Source organism: Streptomyces sp. NPDC006385 (genome assembly GCF_040612485.1).
Lineage (GTDB): Bacteria > Actinomycetota > Actinomycetes > Streptomycetales > Streptomycetaceae > Streptomyces.
Genome location: NZ_JBEXQG010000001.1, coordinates 70,075 through 89,316, shown reverse-complemented (window position 1 = coordinate 89,316; position 19,242 = coordinate 70,075). Strand labels below are relative to the sequence as shown.

Annotated in this window: 14 protein-coding genes; 8 read left to right on the top strand and 6 right to left on the bottom strand. The window is 70.5% G+C overall.

Annotated elements, in window-relative coordinates:
• Positions 1 to 89 precede the first annotated feature (89 nt).
• The 3 genes from ABZ078_RS00435 to ABZ078_RS00425 form a co-directional block, all read right to left on the bottom strand.
• Entirely contained in the window at positions 90 to 1,097 is a 1,008-nt protein-coding gene (locus tag ABZ078_RS00435; RefSeq protein WP_356570217.1) for a (-)-alpha-amorphene synthase, read from the bottom strand.
• Positions 1,081 to 2,520 carry a cytochrome P450 gene (locus ABZ078_RS00430; RefSeq protein ID WP_356570216.1) on the bottom strand — a complete coding sequence of 480 codons (1,440 nt, stop codon included), beginning with the start codon at positions 2,518 to 2,520 and terminating at the stop codon, positions 1,081 to 1,083. The genes ABZ078_RS00435 and ABZ078_RS00430 overlap by 17 nt, the downstream gene beginning before the upstream one ends.
• A gap of 321 nt (positions 2,521 to 2,841) precedes the next feature.
• Positions 2,842 to 5,295, bottom strand: coding sequence for a penicillin acylase family protein (locus ABZ078_RS00425; protein WP_356570215.1), 2,454 nt, complete (start codon positions 5,293 to 5,295; stop codon positions 2,842 to 2,844).
• Positions 5,296 to 5,414: 119 nt separating this feature from the next.
• Here ABZ078_RS00425 and ABZ078_RS00420 point away from each other — a divergent pair, with 119 nt between their 5' ends.
• Positions 5,415 to 6,914 (top strand): acyl-CoA synthetase, encoded by a 1,500-nt coding sequence (locus ABZ078_RS00420; RefSeq protein ID WP_356570214.1) that lies wholly within the window; start codon positions 5,415 to 5,417, stop codon positions 6,912 to 6,914.
• A 23-nt stretch (positions 6,915 to 6,937) separates the two neighbouring features.
• Here ABZ078_RS00420 and paaK read toward each other — a convergent pair whose 3' ends face one another.
• Entirely contained in the window at positions 6,938 to 8,233 is a 1,296-nt protein-coding gene (paaK, locus tag ABZ078_RS00415) for a phenylacetate--CoA ligase PaaK (RefSeq protein WP_356570213.1), read from the bottom strand.
• 187 nt (positions 8,234 to 8,420) lie between these two features.
• Here paaK and ABZ078_RS00410 point away from each other — a divergent pair, with 187 nt between their 5' ends.
• From ABZ078_RS00410 to ABZ078_RS00400, 3 genes are all read left to right on the top strand, one after another.
• The gene (locus tag ABZ078_RS00410) at positions 8,421 to 9,284 is read left to right on the top strand and encodes an alpha/beta hydrolase (protein ID WP_356570462.1); all 864 of its coding nucleotides are present in this window, start codon (positions 8,421 to 8,423) and stop codon (positions 9,282 to 9,284) included.
• 109 nt (positions 9,285 to 9,393) lie between these two features.
• Positions 9,394 to 9,879, top strand: coding sequence for a TrkA C-terminal domain-containing protein (locus ABZ078_RS00405; protein ID WP_356570212.1), 486 nt, complete (start codon positions 9,394 to 9,396; stop codon positions 9,877 to 9,879).
• Between the two features lie 6 nt (positions 9,880 to 9,885).
• Positions 9,886 to 11,160: a cation:proton antiporter gene (locus tag ABZ078_RS00400; RefSeq protein WP_356570211.1), complete on the top strand. Its 1,275-nt coding sequence runs from the start codon at positions 9,886 to 9,888 to the stop codon at positions 11,158 to 11,160.
• Between the two features lie 63 nt (positions 11,161 to 11,223).
• Here ABZ078_RS00400 and ABZ078_RS00395 read toward each other — a convergent pair whose 3' ends face one another.
• Both ABZ078_RS00395 and ABZ078_RS00390 read right to left on the bottom strand, forming a co-directional pair.
• Positions 11,224 to 13,086: a sulfatase gene (locus ABZ078_RS00395; protein ID WP_356570210.1), complete on the bottom strand. Its 1,863-nt coding sequence runs from the start codon at positions 13,084 to 13,086 to the stop codon at positions 11,224 to 11,226.
• Positions 13,087 to 13,202: 116 nt separating this feature from the next.
• Entirely contained in the window at positions 13,203 to 14,831 is a 1,629-nt protein-coding gene (locus ABZ078_RS00390) for an acyl-CoA synthetase (protein ID WP_356570209.1), read from the bottom strand.
• 178 nt (positions 14,832 to 15,009) lie between these two features.
• On the opposite strand from ABZ078_RS00390, the gene ABZ078_RS00385 reads away from it, so the two are divergent.
• From ABZ078_RS00385 to ABZ078_RS00370, 4 genes are all read left to right on the top strand, one after another.
• Positions 15,010 to 15,810: a crotonase/enoyl-CoA hydratase family protein gene (locus ABZ078_RS00385; protein WP_356570208.1), complete on the top strand. Its 801-nt coding sequence runs from the start codon at positions 15,010 to 15,012 to the stop codon at positions 15,808 to 15,810.
• Between the two features lie 143 nt (positions 15,811 to 15,953).
• Positions 15,954 to 16,925 carry an OB-fold domain-containing protein gene (locus tag ABZ078_RS00380; RefSeq protein WP_356570207.1) on the top strand — a complete coding sequence of 324 codons (972 nt, stop codon included), beginning with the start codon at positions 15,954 to 15,956 and terminating at the stop codon, positions 16,923 to 16,925.
• Positions 16,922 to 17,971 carry a thiolase domain-containing protein gene (locus ABZ078_RS00375; protein WP_356570206.1) on the top strand — a complete coding sequence of 350 codons (1,050 nt, stop codon included), beginning with the start codon at positions 16,922 to 16,924 and terminating at the stop codon, positions 17,969 to 17,971. Before ABZ078_RS00380 ends, ABZ078_RS00375 begins: the two co-directional genes overlap by 4 nt.
• Positions 17,968 to 19,134 (top strand): thiolase domain-containing protein, encoded by a 1,167-nt coding sequence (locus ABZ078_RS00370; RefSeq protein ID WP_356570205.1) that lies wholly within the window; start codon positions 17,968 to 17,970, stop codon positions 19,132 to 19,134. Before ABZ078_RS00375 ends, ABZ078_RS00370 begins: the two co-directional genes overlap by 4 nt.
• Positions 19,135 to 19,242: the final 108 nt, after the last annotated feature.

The following is a 19,242-nucleotide window of genomic DNA, read 5'->3' as shown; positions in this document are numbered from 1 at the left end:
ACTGCGGATGGGAGAAGGCCCGTCCCTCGGGTATGAGGTCCGGATGGACACCTTCCGGAGGTCCCGTCGCGGAAGGACACCGGGTACCACTACGGCACCACCGCCACGGAGGTCACGTCCGCATACCGAGGCACGGTACGGGACCACTCGTAACACCCGCGGATCCAGCCGATCACGCCGTCCACGTAGCCGACGCCCGCGGGACTCAGCTCCCGTTCGATCTCCGCGTGGAGCTTCAGGACCTCCTTGACCGTGTCGTTGATCTCCTGGATGGCCAGGACCATGGCGCTCTGGAGCGAGCATCGTCGCTCGCGTTGATGGGCGAGGGCCAGGTTGATCATTTCGCCCGCGCGCTGCTCCTTCACCGCGGAGAACAGGTCCGCCGTCCACACCGCCGCGTCCGACGACAGCCGGCTCAGCCGCCGTACGACGGGATGGTGCAGTTCGGCATGGCTCAACTCGCGAGGCTGGGCGGCCTCGTACAGCGGGTGGAAGGGCTCGACTCCCGCGGTCAGCGACCGTATGGAGGTGCAGTCCCCGGTCCGCAACCCCAAGGGATCGGCCTGGGCCACCGCTTCGTACAGCAGGCCGTGCACGTACTCACGGCTTTTCCACGCCCAACGCGCGGCCTGCGCGGGCGTGCACCGCTCCCGGACCTGGCGGTAGAGGTCGGCCAGAGCCGCTCCGAGGGGAGTGCTGGGCGGCTCGCCGTCCCGCAGGATCGAAACGCTCTCGCACAGCATGGGCAGCAACCCACCCGGAGAGTACCGACCGATGTCCTCCGCCCGGTCGTCGAAGACGAACTGATAGGCGATCTGATTGGCGACGATCTGGAGGAGACCGGAGTCCACCGCGGGGCTGGTGCAGGACGCGAGCTCGGCGGGGCGGGTACGGGCGATCATCGCGGCCACCCCCGGTTCGTCGGTCAGCCCCCACGCGCTCAGCCATGCGTCGACGCCGGCCCTGGCTTCCGGTTCGTGACGATTGCGCCGACAAGGGAAGGGCATGTGGAGGTGGGTGTCGATCAGTTCCTTGAGACTGGACACCTGGTTTTCGCCCGGTACACCGGCCGGGATGTCCTCATGCGGTGTCGACACCGTTGCCACCTGCCGTCCGGGAATCCGTTGCGGGAACTGCGGCTGCCGGCATGGACGAACGCGGTTCGCAGCCCATGACCAGGGAACGCGGCCCGAGGGTGATCGCGGGACGCGGTGTGCGCTCGACGTGCCCGGGAAGATGACGCAGCCGCCAGCGGCCGGCGATGGTCGCGAGCGCCAGGGTGGCCTCCACCATGGAGAACTCGTCGCCGAGGCATTTGCGGCTGCCCGCGGAGAACGGCATCATCGCGCGCCGCTGGCCGGCGGTGACCCGGCCCGGCAACCAGCGGTCGGGGAGAAAACGCTCGGGGTCGGGGAACGACGACGGGTCGTGGTGCAGGAGATAGGGGCTGTACAGCACGGTGGCCCCTCGCGGCAGGCGACACCCGGCGAGTTCCGTCTCCTTCGTGGCGACGCGCGTGAAGATCCAGCCGGGCGACGTGTGGCGCAGCGTCTCGGAGACGACGCACCGGGTGTAGACGAGGTGCGGCAGATCCTCGGGGCCGGGCCGTCGGCCGCCGGCGAGAACGGCGTCGAGCTCGGCGTGCAGGCGGCGCTCGGCCTCCGGGTGGCGGGCCAGCAGGCTGAGGGCGTCGGCCAGACACAGCGCCGGGGCCTCGACGCCCGTGAGCAGCAGCGTGATCAGGTGGTCGTGGACGTCCTGGTCGGTGAGGGCCGCTCCCGCCACCTCGCCGCGCGCGGCCGCGAGCAAGGTCTCCAGCACGTCGTCGTGGCAGGAGGCACCCCGGCGCCGCTCCGCGATCGCCGCGTCGATGACGGCGTGCAGGCGGGTGACCGCGCGCCGATAGCGACGGTTCGCCGGTGTGGGGAGGCGGAACGGGGCGTCGACCGGTACGACCGTCCGGACGAACAGGCCCCGGACGATGACGGTGAGACAGTCCCGCACCTCGGCGGACGTCGCGTCGTCGAGCGAGTCGGACAGGAGGACACGGCTGATCACCCGTGTCGTCAGCGCCATCATCGCCTCGCTGACGGGCACCTCCTGCCCGGGCGCCCAGGCGCGGCACACCGACTCGACCTCGTCGGTGATCAGCTCTGTGTAAGCGGCGACGTGGGAGGGACGGAATGCCGGCTGCACCAGCCTGCGCTTGTTCCGGTGCGTCTGGTGCCGGCAGGTGACGAGACCGTCGCCCATCAGCGTCCCGAGCCGGTCGAACAGCGGGCCCCCTTTGTCGAAGGTGCGCGAATCCTTGAGCACCTCGTGGGTCAACTCCGGATGGCAGACCAGCCAGGCACGCTGGGGCCCCAGTCGTAACTCGACCAGATCGCCGTGCGCGGGCAAAGAATTCAGAAACGCCAGCGGTTGACGGAACAGCGCGATACCGTGACCGAGGAATGGGAATATGCCTGGAGCAGTACCTGTCCTCCACACTCGCTCTTGTTCAGGCACAGCACGACTCATGGAAACCTCCTGCCCAACGCGACACGCGAAATGGGTGAACGTGCCAAGGACTTGACGCTTGAAACAGTCCTGCCCAGTTCATGCGGTACTCGGTTTCGCGGATCGCTTCTTCGCAGGGGCGCACAGGAGCACGGTGAAGCGGATTCGGCAGACGGAGGCAGGAAGAAGCATTCGGTGAACAGCCGTAGATGCACCCTGCATTGAGTGCGACAGCCGCTTGTCACTCACACATGGTCCCGCCCTATGTGGTCCCGCCCTATGTGGTCCCGTCCTATGTGGGACGGGAGCATGAGGGACGGGACCACATGTGCTGAGCGTCGCTCAGCGCTCTCCCACGTGCACGATCTTCAGGGTGGGCGAGGCCAGGATGTCCTTCTCACAGAACCGCGAGGTCACCCACTTCTCACCGGAGAACAACCGGCTCTGGTCGCGGAAGTGGGGCGAGTTCGGGTTCGAGGACTGCGAGTACGTCAGCAGCGTACGAGCCACCGGGCAGCGGCTGCCGTCCCAGCCCACCGCCTGGATGTGGCTGGAGCCGGTCGTCACCTCCGTGTAGCCGCCGCGCGCCCGGTCCCACACCGGCTCGATCTTGTTCCACACGCCCAGTCCCTCCGTGCCGCCCGGAACGGGGATGCGCTGACCGTTCCGTACGACGAACTGGTGCTCACCCAGGCGCGAGTCGAGCGCGATGCCCGCTGTCCGGAGCTCGGCGACCGCGTCCGCGAGGGCCGTGGCGAAGCCCGGGGCTTCGGTGTTGAGCGTGTTCGGGGTGCGCACCGGGTCCGAGGCCGAGAAGGGCACCTTCCACCGCTGGGCGGCCGGCACCTTCGCCGACAGCTTCCGCCAGAACCGGTCGAAGATCAGGGCGCCCCGGCTGCCGGTGTCCATGGTGCGGCCCCAGGAGGCGAGCACCGGGCAGGCCTCCGCGACGTCGACTGCCTTGCCGTCACTGCCCGCCGCCGTCCCGCCCGGCAGCGCGGCACACGCCTTCGCCGCGTCGGCCGCGGCCAGGTCGCCCGCGGGCACCCGGTTCGCGAACTGCTGGCGCTCCAGATCCCGGACGGTCAGACCGCCGCGCTCCGCCATCGCCGCCACGTCCTCGATCGCGCCACGGGTGCGCAGCGAGCGCTGTGTGCCGATGGTGCCGAAGACCCGCTCGTAACCGGTCAGCGGGCGGTCGGCGTTCGACAGCCACGCGCTGTCGTTGGAGTTCTCCACATACGGCGCGTCCTTCAACGTCGGCATACGCGCGGGCCCGAAGATCCCGGCCCGGACGGCGTCGGAGTCCGTGCCGAGCGCACAGTCGCCGCGAGAACCGTCGAGGACGGCGAGGCCCGCCGCCGGGTAGGTGGCCCTGCCGAGGTCCGTGGAGCACCGCGCGGCGATGTCGTCGGTGATCCGGGGCAGCACCTGCGCCTGGGTGTAGAGGGAGTGCCCCGAGGAGTCCGCGGCGACGGTGTTCACCCACGGAAGCCCCTGGTGCCGGGCGAGGGACCTCAGGACATCGGCCGTGCCGCGCGCCTTGCCGAAGCCGAGCGAGGTGTCGCCGAACCGCAGGTTGGCCGCGTTGGGGTCGTTGAGCGCGTACGCCGTCGTCGCGGTCCAGGGCAGCGGGAGTTCCCCGTCGCCGGCGACGACCGGGCCGTACCGGGTCCACCACTGGGTGCGGGTCACCGGTGCGCCGTCCTCGACCGCGACGGTCACGGTCCGCTTCGTCATCCGCTCGCGTTCGCCGTCCACGAGGTACACAGTGGGGTCCGCCGGATCCAGCGTCAGGCGGTGCAGGTTGAACGGGACACCGGTCGAGACGGTGTGGCTCCACGCCACATGGGCGTTGTAACCGATGGAGATCGTCGGTGAGCCGAGCAGCGACGCGCCCGCGACATCGAGTTCGCCGGGGATCGTCTGCTGCGCCTGCCAGAAGCGGCGCCCGCCGTGCCACGGATAGTGCGGATTGCCCAGCAGCAGACCGCGGCCGCTCGCCGTCGTGTCCCCCCGGAAGGCGACCGCGTTCGAGCCCATGTCCGCGTCGGCGGTCCGCTCGCGCACGGCCCGTATCAGGCTCTCGGCGTCCGGACTCGTTCCGGTGCCTGTGGCGCCGGCAGCCGACCCGGTGGGCGGCTGGGCCGACGTGATGTCGTCCACGGCGCCGCCCTGGCCGCCCAGGACGGCGACGGCGTAGAAGCGGGCGGCCACGTCCAGGGTGGTCACGGGCCGCACCCAGGCGGCCCCCCTGCACGCGGGGTCGGTGATCCGGTTCTGCCTCAGCCAGGCGTTGTACCCGGCCGCGAAGCCCCGCATGAGGTCCTCGACCTGACGGCTCGGACCGCGCGGTGCCGGTTCGGCGAGGAGCCGCTCCACCGTGCGCGTCTGGCGTACGCCGCGGAAGTACAGGTCGCTGGAGAGGTTCTTGGTGGCCGACGAGAGGGAGAAGTCGGTCGCCGCGTCCGGCCCGAAGAACCTGGAGCGTTCGCCGCGCACGGTCACGAACCCGTCGGCGAGCGTGCACACCTGGTCGGCGGCCTGCGCCCAACCCGTGCCGAAGCCAAGGGACTTGTAGTCCTTGGCGGCGATGTGCGGAATGCCGTACTCGGTGTAGCGGATGACGGCGGACAGACCGCCGTGCGAGAGCTGTCCGTGCCGATCTTGCCGATCTTGCCGAACTTGCCGGTCTTCTCGGTCCTGCCGCTCGGCCGCGGTCGCGGGCAGGCCGGCGGCCGTGGCGGCGAGCAGGGCGACGGCCGCGACGGCGAGCCGTCTGGGGCGGGTGCGCATCGTGCCTCCCAACTTCATCGAGGGAAGGAGCCGTTGGGCGTACCAACGGGTATGTGTCCCGGCGAGGTGTCCTGCGTCGTGCTTGACCTGGCAGTGCGCCGCACCGAGGATCATGTGTCATGACGCCTGGAAACGGCAGCACGGTTGACGGGGTGCTGCGACGCAGTGCCCGGCGCACCCCGGCGCGCGTCGCACTCGAGTACCGCGACCGTTCGTGGACGTACGGGGAACTCGACGAAGCCGTGTCCCGCGCGGCGAGCGTCCTGCTCGAGCAGGGCCTCACCGCCGGCGACCGGGTCGGCGCCTACGGCCACAACTCGGACGCCTATCTGATCGCCTTCCTCGCCTGCGCCCGCGCTGGCCTCGTCCACGTCCCCGTCAACCAGAACCTCACCGGCGACGACCTCACCTACCTCATCGACCAGTCCGGCAGCTCCCTGGTCCTCGCCGACCCCGCCCTGACCGGGCGACTCCCCGACGGGGTCCGTACGTTGCCGCTGCGCGACGCCGACGGCTCGCTGCTGGCGCGGCAGGCCACGGCACCCGCACACGACGGCCCGGAGCCGCGCAGCGAGGACCTGGTGCAACTGCTTTACACCTCCGGTACGACGGCCCTGCCCAAGGGCGCGATGATGACCCACCGGGCTCTGGTGCACGAGTACCTGAGCGCGATCACCGCCCTCGACCTGAGCGCCGGCGACCGCCCCGTCCACGCACTGCCGCTGTACCACTCGGCGCAGACGCACGTGTTCCTGATGCCGTACCTCGCGGTCGGGGCCACGAACATCGTCCTGGACTCGCCCGACGGCGACCAGTTGTTCGACCTGATCGAAGCGGGCCGCGTGGACAGCCTGTTCGCCCCGCCCACGGTGTGGATCGGCCTCGCCAACCGGCCCGACTTCGCCACCCGCGACCTCGACGGGCTGCGCAAGGCGTACTACGGCGCCTCGATCATGCCGGTGCCGGTACTGGAGCGGCTGTGCGAGCGATGGCCGAAGCTGGCCTTCTACAACTGTTTCGGCCAGAGCGAGATCGGCCCGCTCGCCACGGTGCTGGCCCCCGACGAGCACAAGGGCCGGATGGACTCCTGCGGCCGTACCGTCCTCTTCGTCGACGCCCGGGTGGTCGACGAGGACGGCCAGGAGGTGCCCGACGGCACGCCCGGTGAAATCGTCTACCGCTCCCCGCAGTTGTGCGAGGGCTACTGGGACAAGCCCGAGGAGACCGCCGACGCCTTCCGGGACGGCTGGTTCCACTCCGGCGATCTGGCGGTGCGCGACCCGCACGGCTACTTCACCATCGTCGACCGGGTGAAGGACGTCATCAACTCCGGTGGTGTACTGGTCGCCTCCCGTCAGGTCGAGGACGCGCTGTACACGCACGAAGGTGTCGCCGAGGTCGCCGTGATCGCGCTGCCCGACGCGCGCTGGATCGAGGCCGTCACGGCGGTCGTCGTCCCGCGCGGTGAGGTGACCGAGGCCGAACTGATCGACCACGCCCGCGAGAAGCTCGCCCACTTCAAGGCGCCGAAGCGGGTGGTGTTCGTGGAGGAGCTCCCGCGCAACGCGAGCGGGAAGATCCTCAAGAGGGAGCTCAGGGACCGGCTTTCGGGCAGTTAGGTCATCGTGTGCCTGTCGTGTGCCTAGCGCGGCCGCAGGTCCTCGATCCGCCGGATCTTGCCGACGGAGCGTTCCAGCGACTCCGGTTCGACGATCTCCACGCCGACCGACACGCCGATGCCGTCCTTCACCGCCGCCGCGATCGCCTGCGCGGCGGCGTCCCGGGTCTCGGGTGACGCGTCGGGGCGGGCTTCGGCCCGCACGGTGAGGGCGTCGAGCCGGCCCTCCCGGGTCAGGCGCAGCTGGAAGTGGGGCGCCACTCCCGGTGTACGCAGCACGATCTCCTCGATCTGGGTGGGGAAGAGGTTCACGCCACGCAGGATCACCATGTCGTCACTGCGGCCGGTCACCTTCTCCATCCGCCGGAACACCCGCGCCGTGCCCGGCAACAGCCGCGTCAGGTCCCGTGTCCGGTACCGGACGATCGGCATCGCCTCCTTGGTGAGCGAGGTGAAGACCAGCTCCCCCTCCTCGCCCTCCGGCAGCACCTCACCACTGATCGGGTCGACGATCTCGGGAAAGAAGTGGTCCTCCCACACATGGAGTCCGTCCTTGGTCTCCACACACTCCTGCGCCACCCCCGGACCGATCACCTCGGACAGCCCGTACATGTCGACGGCGTCGATCGCGAACCGCTCCTCGATCTCCTGACGCATCCGCTCGGTCCAGGGCTCGGCACCGAAGACACCGACGCGCAGGGAGGTGCTCCGCGGATCGACGCCCTGCCGCTCGAACTCGTCGAGAAGGGTGAGCATGTACGACGGCGTCACCATGATGATCTCGGGCCTGAGGTCCTGGATCAGCTGGACCTGGCGGGCGGTCATGCCGCCGGACGCGGGGATGACCGTACAGCCCAGCCGCTCGGCCCCATAGTGTGCGCCGAGCCCACCGGTGAACAGCCCATAGCCGTACGCCACATGAACCTTGTCGCCGGGCCGCCCGCCGGCCGCCCGGATGGAGCGGGCCACCATGTCCGACCACAGGGAAAGGTCGGCGTCCGTGTAGCCGACGACCGTGGGACGTCCGGTGGTGCCACTGGAGGCATGGATGCGGCGGATGCGGTCCTGGGGCACGGCGAACATCCCGTACGGGTAGTTCTCGCGCAGGTCGGCCTTGGTAGTGAACGGAAAGTGGGCCAGGTCGTCGAGCGAACGGCAGTCGTCGGGCCGTACGCCGGCCTTGTCGAAGGACTCCCGGTAGAACGGCACGTTGTCGTACGCGTGCCGCAGCGACTTGCGCAGCCGCTCCCACTGCAACGCCCGCAGCGCCTCCGGGCCGAGCCGTTCCCCCGGGTCCAGCAGGTCCGTCGCATCCGCCATGGGGACTTCTCCCTCTCCTTCACCGACCATGCCAATCCGGACGACCGATCATTCGGTCCAGGTGTTCGGGATCAGTAATCCAGGCGGCGAATGATCAGGCAAGAGGGCGGCCCGTACTTTCTGCGGGTGTCGTTCCGTGGCACAACTGCGTTGCCGTGCGAGCGCCTCGGGGACCAAGATCGGCGCCATGCCGTTCTTCACCGCCTCCGACGGGACCCGGATCGCCTACCACCTGCGGGGTTCGGGTGAACCGCTCGTCGTGCTGCCCGGCGGGCCGATGCGGGCCTCCGCGTACCTCGGTGAGCTGGGCGGACTCGCCGCGCACCGAGAGCTGGTGCTGCTCGACCTGCGGGGCACCGGGGACTCGGCCGTGCCGGCCGATCCGGCGACCTACCGCTGCGACCACATGGTGGATGACGTGGAGGTGTTGCGGGACCACATGGGTCTGGCCCACATGGATGTGCTCGCGCACTCGGCGGGCGGGAGCCTGGCCATGCTGTACGCCGCCCGGTATCCGCAGCGGGTGTCGCGGCTGGCCCTGGTGACCGCGACGCCCTGGGCACTGGGGATGCCGGCCACCGCCGAGGACCGGCTGGCCGCTGCCCGGTTGCGGGAGGGCGAGCCGTGGTTCGAGGAGGCGTTCGCGGCGTTGGAGGACTGGCTGGAGGGGACGGGGGACTTCGACCCCGCGCTCGCACCCTTCCTCTACGGGCGCTGGAACGACGTGGCCAGGGAGCACGACGCGCGCGGCGACGACGAGTACAACGACGAGGCCTCCGCCGTCTACGGCTCCGACGGCGCCTACGACCCGCCCGCCACCCGCGACGCACTCGCGCGGCTCGCCGCCCCGGTCCTCGTCCTGGCCGGCGAACTCGACGGAGGCCCGAATCCCGAACTCGCCCGCCGCACCGCCGACGTCTTCCCGAACGCCGAGCTCGCCGTGCAACCCGGCGCCGGGCACCATCCCTGGCTGGACGACGCGGAGTGGTTCGTACGGCGTGTCGTCGCGTTCCTGACCGGAGGGGGAGCGCCCCCGGAGTCGGCGCAGTGAACGCCTGGCGGCGTTTTCCGATCTTCGAGGCGCCCGCCTTCGTCGAGGGACCTGGCGGTGGTTAGGGTTCGGTGCAGAACCGGACGCCTGAAGCAGACAGGGGACGACCGTGAGCGCGCCACGCCTGAGCAGTACGCCATTGCCCGGCATCGGAGTCCGCTACGACCTCACCACGCGCGAACAGCGCCGCCTTTCGGTCGTCGCCCACCGGGACGGATCGCGGACACTGAGCGCCTACCGCAAGGACGATCCGGACGCGTGCGCGCTGTCGGTCCGGCTCAGCTCGGGCGAAGCGGCCACCCTCATCGACGCGCTGATGCCGGCGCACCACAGTCCGAACCTGCTGTCCACCACCGAACTGGGCCTCGTCGCCGAGCGGATCGAGCTGTCCGCCACGTCGCACTGGAACGGACGGCTGCTGGGCGAGACCCGGATGCGCACCGAGACCGGCGTGTCCATCGTCGCCGTGCTGCGCCGCGCCGAGGCGATCCCCTCGCCGACGCCCGACTTCCGGCTGGCCGGCGGTGACACCCTGATCGTGATCGGCACGCGCGAGGGCGTGGAGTCGGCCGCCGTGATACTCGGGCGGGAGTGAGCCGCGATGCACTCCTCCGCGGTCTTCCTCATAGAGTTCGGCGCCATCATCCTCGGCCTGGGCCTGCTGGGCCGGTTCGCCGGTCGCTTCCAGTTCTCGCCGATCCCCCTGTACCTGCTGGCCGGGCTCGCCTTCGGCGAGGGAGGGCTGCTTCCCTTGGGCGCCAGCGAGGGGTTCGTCGCCATCGGCGCCGAGATCGGGGTCATCCTGCTGTTGCTGATGCTCGGCCTCGAGTACACGGCCAGCGACCTCGTCTCCAACCTCAAGTCCCAGTACCCGGCCGGACTCGTCGACGCCGCGCTGAACGCGCTGCCGGGTGCCGCCATGGCCCTGCTGCTCGGCTGGGGGCCGGTCGCCGCCGTCGTCCTGGCCGGCGTCACCTGGATCTCGTCCTCCGGCGTCATCGCGAAGGTCCTCGGCGACCTCGGCCGGCTCGGCAATCGCGAGACCCCGGTCGTGCTGAGCATCCTGGTCCTCGAAGACCTCTCCATGGCCGTCTACCTGCCGATCGTCACCGCCCTGCTCGCCGGTGCCGGTCTCGCCGCGGGCAGCCTCACCCTCGCCATCGCGCTCGGCGTCGCCGGACTCGTCCTCCTGCTCGCGGTGCGCTACGGCCGCCACATCTCCCGCTTCGTCTCCAGCGACGACCCGGAGAAGCTGCTCCTGGTCGTGCTCGGCCTGACCCTGGTCGTGGCCGGGCTGGCGCAGCAGCTCCAGGTCTCCGCCGCCGTCGGCGCGTTCCTGGTCGGCATCGCCCTGTCCGGTGAGGTGGCCGAGGGCGCGCACAACCTGCTGGCGCCGCTGCGGGATCTGTTCGCCGCGGTGTTCTTCGTCTTCTTCGGTCTGCACACCGACCCCGCGAGCATCCCGCCGGTGCTGCTGCCCGCGCTCGCCCTGGCCGTCGTCACCGCGCTCACGAAGATCGCCACCGGCTACTGGGCGGCCAAGCGCGCCGGAGTCTCGGTGAAGGGCCGCTGGCGTGCGGGTGGAACGCTGGTCGCGCGCGGCGAGTTCTCCATCGTCATCGCCGGGCTCGCCGTCACCGCCGGCATCGAGCCGTCGCTGGGCCCGCTGGCCACGGCCTACGTACTGATCCTGGTGATCCTCGGCCCGCTCACCGCCCGCTACACCGAGCCCCTCGCGACACGTCTGACACAGCGCCTGCGCGGGCCCGCGCAGGTGGGCGGGGCGGCCGTGGAGGGCGGCGAGGCCGAGGCCGTCCTCTCGGCGGACGCACCGCACGATGCGGTGGAGGGCCAGGACGTGGTCGGCCGGCCCTGAGCGGGCTGCCGACCCCCACCGCATGGAACGATAAGGGGACGTCGGCAGCGCGCCCACCGCCGCTCAGCCCGTCCGCGGTCCGTACGCCGTCATGAACCGGTCGCGGAAGCGGTCCATGCCCCAGGTCGGTGCGTTCTCGGCAGGCTTGAGACCGTCGGTCCAGTGCCAGTCGGCGATCCTGTCCAGGACCTTCTGGTCGCGGGCGACGATGGTGACGGGAACGTCCTTGCCGGTGTCGCCGGCGGTGACGGTCGGGACGGGCTGGTGGTCGCCGAGGAAGACGAGGACCGTGTCGTCGGTGCCGTAGCGCTCGACCCATTCGGTGAGGCTGCGCAGTGAGTACTCGATGGCGCGGCGGTACTCCGTGCGGACACGCTCGGGGTCCTTCCAGACCTCCGCGGGGTCCGTGCCCTCCTTCTTGATCCGGTGGAAGACCGAGCCGTCACCGAGGTCGTCCCAGTCGACCATGCGGGCGATGGGGGACCAGGGGTTGTGGCTGGACGCCAGGATGATCTCCGCCATGATCGGCTCACGGTCCTTCTTGCCGTGCTCCAGCCGCTGGAACGCCTCCAGGCTGAACTGGTCGGGTACGGGCGTCCAGCTGAAGTACGGGCCGTGGTAGCCGAGGTGCCGGGAGTCGTAGATGTGGTCGAGGGCGAAGTACTCGCCCTCCGGCCAGGCCCGCCGCACGCCCGGCACGATGCCCACCGTGCGCCAGGCGCCGGTCTTGCGGAAGTAGCTGTTCAGGGTGGCGCGGTCGCTGGTGGTCAGACTCCGGTAGCGCTGCTGGTTCTTGATCCACAGGCCGGACAGGAAGGTGGAGTGGGCGAGCCAGCTGCCGGCCCCCGTCACCGGCGACTTCAGCCAGGCGCTGCGCGACTGGAATCCGGCCGCCTGAAGGTTGCTCGTCCCCTCCTTGAGCACCGTGTCGATCTGCGGCGCCATCGCCGGGTCGTCGATGGCGACACGGCCGTAGCTCTCGATGAACGTGAACAGCACGTCCTTGCCGCGCAGCCCCGTCAGCAACTGGTCCGGCGGCGTCTTCGCGAAGGCGTCCACGGCCGCCTGCTTCTGGAAGACGCGTCCGTCCCTGAGGCCCGCCCGTACCTGCTCGATACGGTTGTTGACGAGGTCGGCGTTGCCCTTGGTGGCGAGCGGGACGCCGGTGATCTGGATGCTCAGCGTCATGCAGGTGATCCACGCGGTGCCGAGGATCAGCGTCGTGCGGGCGGCGACGGCGCGGTGGCGGACCATGAGGTTCGTCACCCGCACCATCGCGAGTGTCATGAGGGCGAGTACGGCGACGACCAGGACGATCACCCCGACCACCGCGAGCACCTGACCCGTACGTCCGAAGGACTCCCGGACGAACTCCGCCGCGTCGTCGAGCAGGATCCAGTCCAGGACCAGGTCGAAGGGGCGGGCCAGTACCTGGTAGAAGCCCATGTCGACGAACTTCAGGACGGTGAGCAGACCGAGGAGCGCGCCGGAGACCACCGCCATCAGCCGCCGCGACCGCGACGGCAGCACCAGCAGCAGGCCCGCGAGCAGGATCCCCTCGGCCGGGAGGCGGAAGAACGCCTCGGGGCCGAGTCGTTCGAGGCGGTTGGGCACGAGGAGCGCGAACAGCAGGAGTACGCCGGCCACGACCGTCGTCCCCACGGTGACGCCACGGGCGGTACGGGGGTGACGGCGCCGCCAGCCGAACCAGCCGGGCGCGGAGGCGGACGACTCCGGGGGGTCGGACGGCTGCGGGGGGTCGGACGGCTCCGCGGGGTCGGCTGCCTCGGTCTCGTCGCGTGCCTCGACCGGCTCGGCCGTTCGTGCCGCCCCTGTCTCCGCCGGCCCCGTCTTCGCCGCTCGCGCTCCTTGCGTCCCCGTTCCTTCCGTCTCCCGAGTTGCGTCCTTTGTTGCCTCCTGCGACACCCGGAGGTCCTCCCGTGCGGTCTTGCGATGGCATGGCGAACAGCGCCCGATGACCGGGCCTGCCACCACCAGTACGTCCGCACGTCACCTTAGGTTCAAACGGACCTGACCGGAATTCACCGGTCCGCCGACACCGCCACCTCCCGCGCCCACCGGTAGTCCGCCTTGCCGCTGGGCGAGCGCCGGATCGAGTCCGTGATCACCAGCTGGCGTGGGATCTTGTACCCCGCGAGGTGGGAGCGGCAGTGCGACTGGATGTCCTCCAGCGACGGCCGTACCGCGCCCGCCCGCAACTGCACCACGGCCGCCACATGGTGCCCCCACTTGGCGTCCGGCACTCCGGCCACCAACGCGTCGTACACGTCGGGATGGGACTTGAGCGCCTGCTCGACCTCCTCCGGGTACACCTTCTCGCCCCCGGTGTTGATGCACTGCGAGCCGCGGCCCAGCACGGTGACGACGCCCTGCTCGTCGACCGTGGCCATGTCACCGAGCAGCACCCACCGCTCGCCGTCCTTCTCGAAGAAGGTCTCGGCGGTTTTCCGTGGGTCGTTGTAGTAGCCGAGCGGTACGTGACCGCACTGCGCGACCCGGCCCACCTCACCCACCGCGGCCGGTTCGTGCGTGGCCGGGTCGACCACCTGCGTACGGGAGTTGACGCGGATGCGGAAGCCGCGCTCGGGGCCGGAGTCCTCGGTGGCGGTGCCGTTGAAGCCGGACTCCGAGGAGCCGAAGTTGTTCAGCAGCAGCACGTTCGGGACCAGTTCCTGGAACTGCCGGCGCACCGTGTCCGACATGATCGCCCCGGACGACGACACGCTGAACATCGACGAGCAGTCCGTGCCCTTCATGGGCCCGCCCAGCGCGTCGACCAGCGGCCGCAGCATCGCGTCGCCGACCAGTGACACGCTGGTGACCTTCTCCTTCTCGATCGTCCGCAGGACCTCCTCCGGCACGTACTTGCGGTGGATCACCACGCGCTGGCCGAAGTTGAAGCCGATGAAGGCCGTCAGCGTGGACGTTCCGTGCATCAGCGGAGCGGTGGGGAAGAAGGTGATCCCGTCGCCGCCCGCCGCCACCCGCTCGGCGAGTTCCTCCGGCTTCTTCACCGGCTCCCCGGTCGGCGCGCCCCCGCCCAGCCCGGCGAAGAACAGGTCCTCCTGACGCCACATCACACCCTTGGGCATCCCCGTGGTGCCGCCGGTGTAGATGATGAACTGGTCGTCACCCGACCGTGCCGGGAATCCGCGCCCGGGCGACCCGGCGCCCTCGGCGTCCGCGAACGCGACGGCGGGCACGCCCGGTGCGTCCGCCGCACCCGGCGCGGCCGTGCCGACCCGCACCAGATGCCGTAGCCCGTCCGCCCGAGGCAGCGCCGCCGCCACCCGGCCCGTGAACTCCGCGTCGAAGACCAGGGCCACCAGATCGGCGTCCCGGTAGAGATACACCAACTCCTCTTCCACATATCGGTAGTTGACGTTGACCGGAACGATCCGCGCCTTCAGGCAGCCCAACACCGTCTGCAGGTACTCGACTCCGTTGTAGAGGTGGAGCCCGAGGTGCTCGCCGGGGCGTATCCCGCTGTCGATCAGATGGTGGCCGATCCGGTTGGCGGCCGCGTCCAGCTCCGCGTACGTCAGACGGCGCTCCGCGCCGGTGCCCGGGTGGTCGACGTACACGAGCGCCTCACGGTCGGGAACCGCGTCGACGACCGACTCGAACAGGTCGGCAAGGTTGTACTCCACCGCTCCTCCTGACCTCGGCAGGGGCCTGGCTCTGTGACGGTTCGCCGGTCATCAGAGCAAAGGGCGGCAGAACTGTGAAGCCTCCGCGCAAAAGAATCTGACTGTCTGTCAGAAAACCCTTGAAGTGCTCTGCCGCCTACTGCAACCTGTTCTCGTTCTGTCAGAGGGGAGACGGGTCATGGCTGGGACGGAACACCTCACCGTGCGGCGCGAAGGCGCCACACTGGTGCTCACGCTCAACAGGCCTCAGGCGAAGAACGCCCTCTCGCTGCCGATGTTGGTCGGCCTCCACGACGGCTGGATCGAGGCCGACGCCGACGACTCGGTCCGCTCGATCGTGTTCACGGGCGCGGGCGGCTGCTTCTGCGCCGGAATGGACCTCAAGGCCCTCGCCGGCGACGGCATGGAAGGAGAGCACTACCGCGACCGGCTGAAGGCCGATCCCGACCTGCACTGGAAGGCGATGCTGCGCCACCACCGCCCGCGCAAGCCGGTGATCGCCGCCGTCGAGGGGTACTGCGTCGCGGGCGGCACCGAGATGCTCCAGGGCACCGACATCCGCGTCGCCGGCGAGTCCGCCACCTTCGGCCTGTTCGAGGTCAGACGCGGCCTGTTCCCGATCGGCGGCTCCACGGTCCGCCTGCAACGCCAGATCCCGCGCACCCACGCCCTGGAGATGCTGCTCACCGGCCGCCCCTACAGCGCACAGGAGGCCGCCGACATCGGTCTGATCGGCCACGTCGTGCCCGACGGAACGGCACTGGCCAAGGCCCTGGAGATCGCCGAACAGATCAACGCCTGCGGTCCGCTGGCCGTCGAGGCCGTCAAGGCGTCCGTGTACGAGACCGCCGAGATGACCGAGACCGACGGTCTCACCGCCGAACTCAAGCGCGGCTGGCCGATCTTCGAGACCGCCGACGCCAAGGAGGGCGCCCGTGCCTTCGCGGAGAAGCGGCCACCCGTCTACAAGCGTGCGTAGGCGCCGCGCCGGCCAGGCCGGTTCGGAAGCTGCGGGCCGTTCGTGGCTGGTCGCGCCCACGCGGCGGAGCCGCATATGTCACAGCCCCGCGCCCCTTTCGGGGCGCCCCACGCACCCGACCTCCGAAGGAGGCCCGCCCCCCGATGCCCGAAGTCCTCAAGGCCCCGCTGATCGTCGAGTTCCCCTTCACCCGCTCCCTCGGCCCCGTCCAGAGCGCCTTCCTCACCGGCCTGCGTGAACGCGTCGTCCTCGGGGTGCGCACCAGCGACGGCCGCACGCTGGTCCCACCCGTCGAGTACGACCCCGTCACCGCCGAGGAGATCCGCGACCTGGTCGAGGTCGCCCCCGCCGGCACGGTCACCACCTGGGCCTGGAACCACGCCCCCCGCCGCGACCAGCCCCTTGACACCCCCTTCGCCTGGGTCCTGGTCCGCCTCGACGGCGCCGACACCGCCCTCCTGCACGTCCTCGACGCCCCCGGTCCCGACGCCGTGCACACCGGCATGCGCGTCCGCGTCCGCTGGGCGCAGGAACGTACCGGAGCCATCACGGACATCGCCTGCTTCGAGCCGTACGAAGGCGGGCCGTACGAAGGCGGGCCACATGACGGCGATTCGGCCGAACCGACCGGTCACACCGGCGAGTTCGAGAACCCGGTCACCGGCATCGTCGCCCCCGCCCGCCTCGACTACACCTACTCACCCGGCCGCGCCCAGTCCGCCTACATCAACGCCCTGGCCGACCGTCGCAACGTCGGCGAACGCTGCCCGTCCTGCCGCAAGGTGTACGTCCCGCCGAGGGGTGCGTGCCCCACATGTGGGGTGGCCACATCGGAACAGGTCGAAGTAGGTCCCCGCGGCACAGTCACCACCTTCTGCATCGTCAACATCAAGGCGAAGAACCTCGACATCGACGTGCCGTACGTCTACGCCCACATCGCGCTCGACGGCGCCGACCTCGCCCTGCACGGCCGGATCGGCGGCATCCCCTACGACCAGGTGCGCATGGGCCTGCGGGTCGAACCGGTATGGACGCAGGGCGCCCGCTACCCCGACCACTACCGGCCCACGGGCGAGCCCGACGCGGACTACGACACCTACAGGGAGCTGCTGTGAACCGCGAGATCGCCGTCGTCGCCTTCGCACAGACCGACCACCGGCGCACCAGCGCGGAGCTCTCCGAGGTCGAGATGCTCATGCCCGTCCTGCACGACGTGCTCGCGCAGACCGGACTCAAGACCGCCGACATCGGCTTCACCTGCTCCGGCTCCAGCGACTACCTCGCCGGCCGCGCCTTCTCCTTCACCCTCGCCCTCGACGGCGTCGGCGCCTGGCCCCCGATCTCCGAGTCGCACGTCGAGATGGACGGCGCCTGGGCGCTGTACGAGGCATGGACCAAGCTGCTGACGGGCGACGCCGACACCGCGCTCGTCTACTCCTACGGCAAGTCCTCACCTGGCCCCCTCCGCGACGTCCTGACCCGCCAGCTCGACCCCTACTACGTCGCCCCCCTCTGGCCCGACTCCGTCGCCCTCGCCGCCCTCCAGGCGCAGGCCCTCATCGACGCCGGCGACACGGACGAACCCGCGCTCGCCGCCGTCGCCGCCCGCGGCCGCAACGACGCCGCCGCCAATTCCCATGCGCAGCTTCGCGGTTCGCTGCCCCAGGGGGGGTACGTCGTACGACCGCTGCGTACCGGCGACTGCCCGCCCATCGGTGACGGGGCCGCCGCCGTGGTCCTCGCGGCGGGGGAGCGGGCCCGCGAGCTGTGCGCGCGGCCCGCCTGGATCCGCGGGATCGACCACCGCATCGAGGCACACAGCCTCGGCGTGCGCGACCTGACCGAATCGCCCTCGACCCGCCTCGCCGCCGAGAAGGCCGGAGCGTTCGACCGGCCCGTCGACACCGCCGAGTTGCACGCGCCCTTCACCTCCCAGGAGGTCGTGCTGCGCAAGGCGCTGAAGCTCGACGACACCGTGCGTGTCAATCCCTCCGGCGGGGCGCCGGCCGCCAACCCCGTCATGGCCGCCGGACTCATCCGCATCGGAGAAGCCGCCGCCCGTGTCCACCGGGGCGAGTCCGACCGGGCGCTGGCGCACGCCACGTCCGGCCCCTGTCTGCAACAGAACCTGGTCGCCGTACTCGAAGGGGATCCGCGATGAGCAAGGAGCCCGTGGCCGTCGTAGGCATCGGCCAGACCAAGCACGTCGCGGCACGCCGGGACGTGTCGATCGCCGGGCTCGTCCGGGAGGCGGCTCGACGGGCGCTGGACGACGCCGAGTTGACGTGGGAGGACGTCGACGCCGTCGTCATCGGCAAGGCGCCCGACTTCTTCGAGGGCGTGATGATGCCGGAGCTGTACCTCGCCGACGCGCTCGGCGCCGTGGGCAAACCCATGCTCCGGGTGCACACGGCCGGGTCGGTCGGCGGATCCACCGCCCTCGTCGCCGCCAACCTGGTCGCGGCCCGCGTGCACGGCACCGTGCTCACGCTCGCCTTCGAAAAACAGTCCGAGTCCAACGCCATGTGGGGACTGTCCCTGCCCATCCCCTTCCAGCAGCCCCTGCTCGCCGGGGCGGGCGGCTTCTTCGCCCCGCACGTGCGCGCGTACATGCGGCGCAGCGGCGCGCCCGACACGATCGGCTCGCTGGTGGCGTACAAGGACCGGCGCAACGCGCTGAAGAACCCCTGCGCGCACCTCCACGAGCACGACATCACCCTGGAGAAGGTCCAGACCTCGCCCATGCTCTGGGACCCGATCCGCTACTCGGAGACCTGCCCGTCCTCCGACGGCGCCTGCGCCATGATCCTGACCGACCGTGCCGGCGCCGCCCGCGCGCCCCGCCCGCCCGCCTGGATGCTCGGCGGCGCGATGCGCAGCGAACCCACCCTCTTCGCCGGCAAGGACTTCGTCTCGCCCCAGGCAGGCAAGGACTGTGCGGCCGACGTGTACCGGCAGGCCGGGATCGCCGACCCGCGCCGCGAGATCGACGCCGCCGAGATCTATGTGCCGTTCTCCTGGTACGAGCCGATGTGGCTGGAGAACCTCGGATTCGCCGCCGAGGGCGAGGGCTGGAAGCTCACCGAGTCCGGCGTGACCGAACTGGACGGGGACCTGCCCGTCAACATGTCGGGCGGCGTCCTGTCCACCAACCCCATCGGGGCCTCCGGCATGATCCGGTTCGCGGAGGCGGCGCTCCAGGTGCGGGGACAGGCCGGGGAACACCAGGTGGAGCGGGCGCGCAAGGTGCTCGGGCACGCCTACGGCGGCGGGTCGCAGTTCTTCTCCATGTGGCTCATGGGCTCCGATCCCCCGGACGTGTGAGCGGACTGCCGTACGGCGGTGGAGACCGCTTTGCAAAGGTCCTCCTCACGTGGCCTGTCGGCACCCGGAAGCGATCGCTAGGCTGGCCGCGGACGACGAACCGGGAGG

Bases quoted from the DNA above. Each gene is read 5' to 3' on its own strand.
- ABZ078_RS00430 (WP_356570216.1), bottom strand. From the start codon at position 2,520: ATGAGTCGTGCTGTGCCTGAACAAGAGCGAGTGTGGAGGACAGGTACT.
- ABZ078_RS00425 (WP_356570215.1), bottom strand. From the start codon at position 5,295: ATGCGCACCCGCCCCAGACGGCTCGCCGTCGCGGCCGTCGCCCTGCTC.
- ABZ078_RS00420 (WP_356570214.1), top strand. From the start codon at position 5,415: ATGACGCCTGGAAACGGCAGCACGGTTGACGGGGTGCTGCGACGCAGT.
- paaK (WP_356570213.1), bottom strand. From the start codon at position 8,233: ATGGCGGATGCGACGGACCTGCTGGACCCGGGGGAACGGCTCGGCCCG.
- ABZ078_RS00410 (WP_356570462.1), top strand. From the start codon at position 8,421: ATGCCGTTCTTCACCGCCTCCGACGGGACCCGGATCGCCTACCACCTG.
- ABZ078_RS00400 (WP_356570211.1), top strand. From the start codon at position 9,886: ATGCACTCCTCCGCGGTCTTCCTCATAGAGTTCGGCGCCATCATCCTC.
- ABZ078_RS00385 (WP_356570208.1), top strand. From the start codon at position 15,010: ATGGCTGGGACGGAACACCTCACCGTGCGGCGCGAAGGCGCCACACTG.
- ABZ078_RS00380 (WP_356570207.1), top strand. From the start codon at position 15,954: ATGCCCGAAGTCCTCAAGGCCCCGCTGATCGTCGAGTTCCCCTTCACC.
- ABZ078_RS00370 (WP_356570205.1), top strand. From the start codon at position 17,968: ATGAGCAAGGAGCCCGTGGCCGTCGTAGGCATCGGCCAGACCAAGCAC.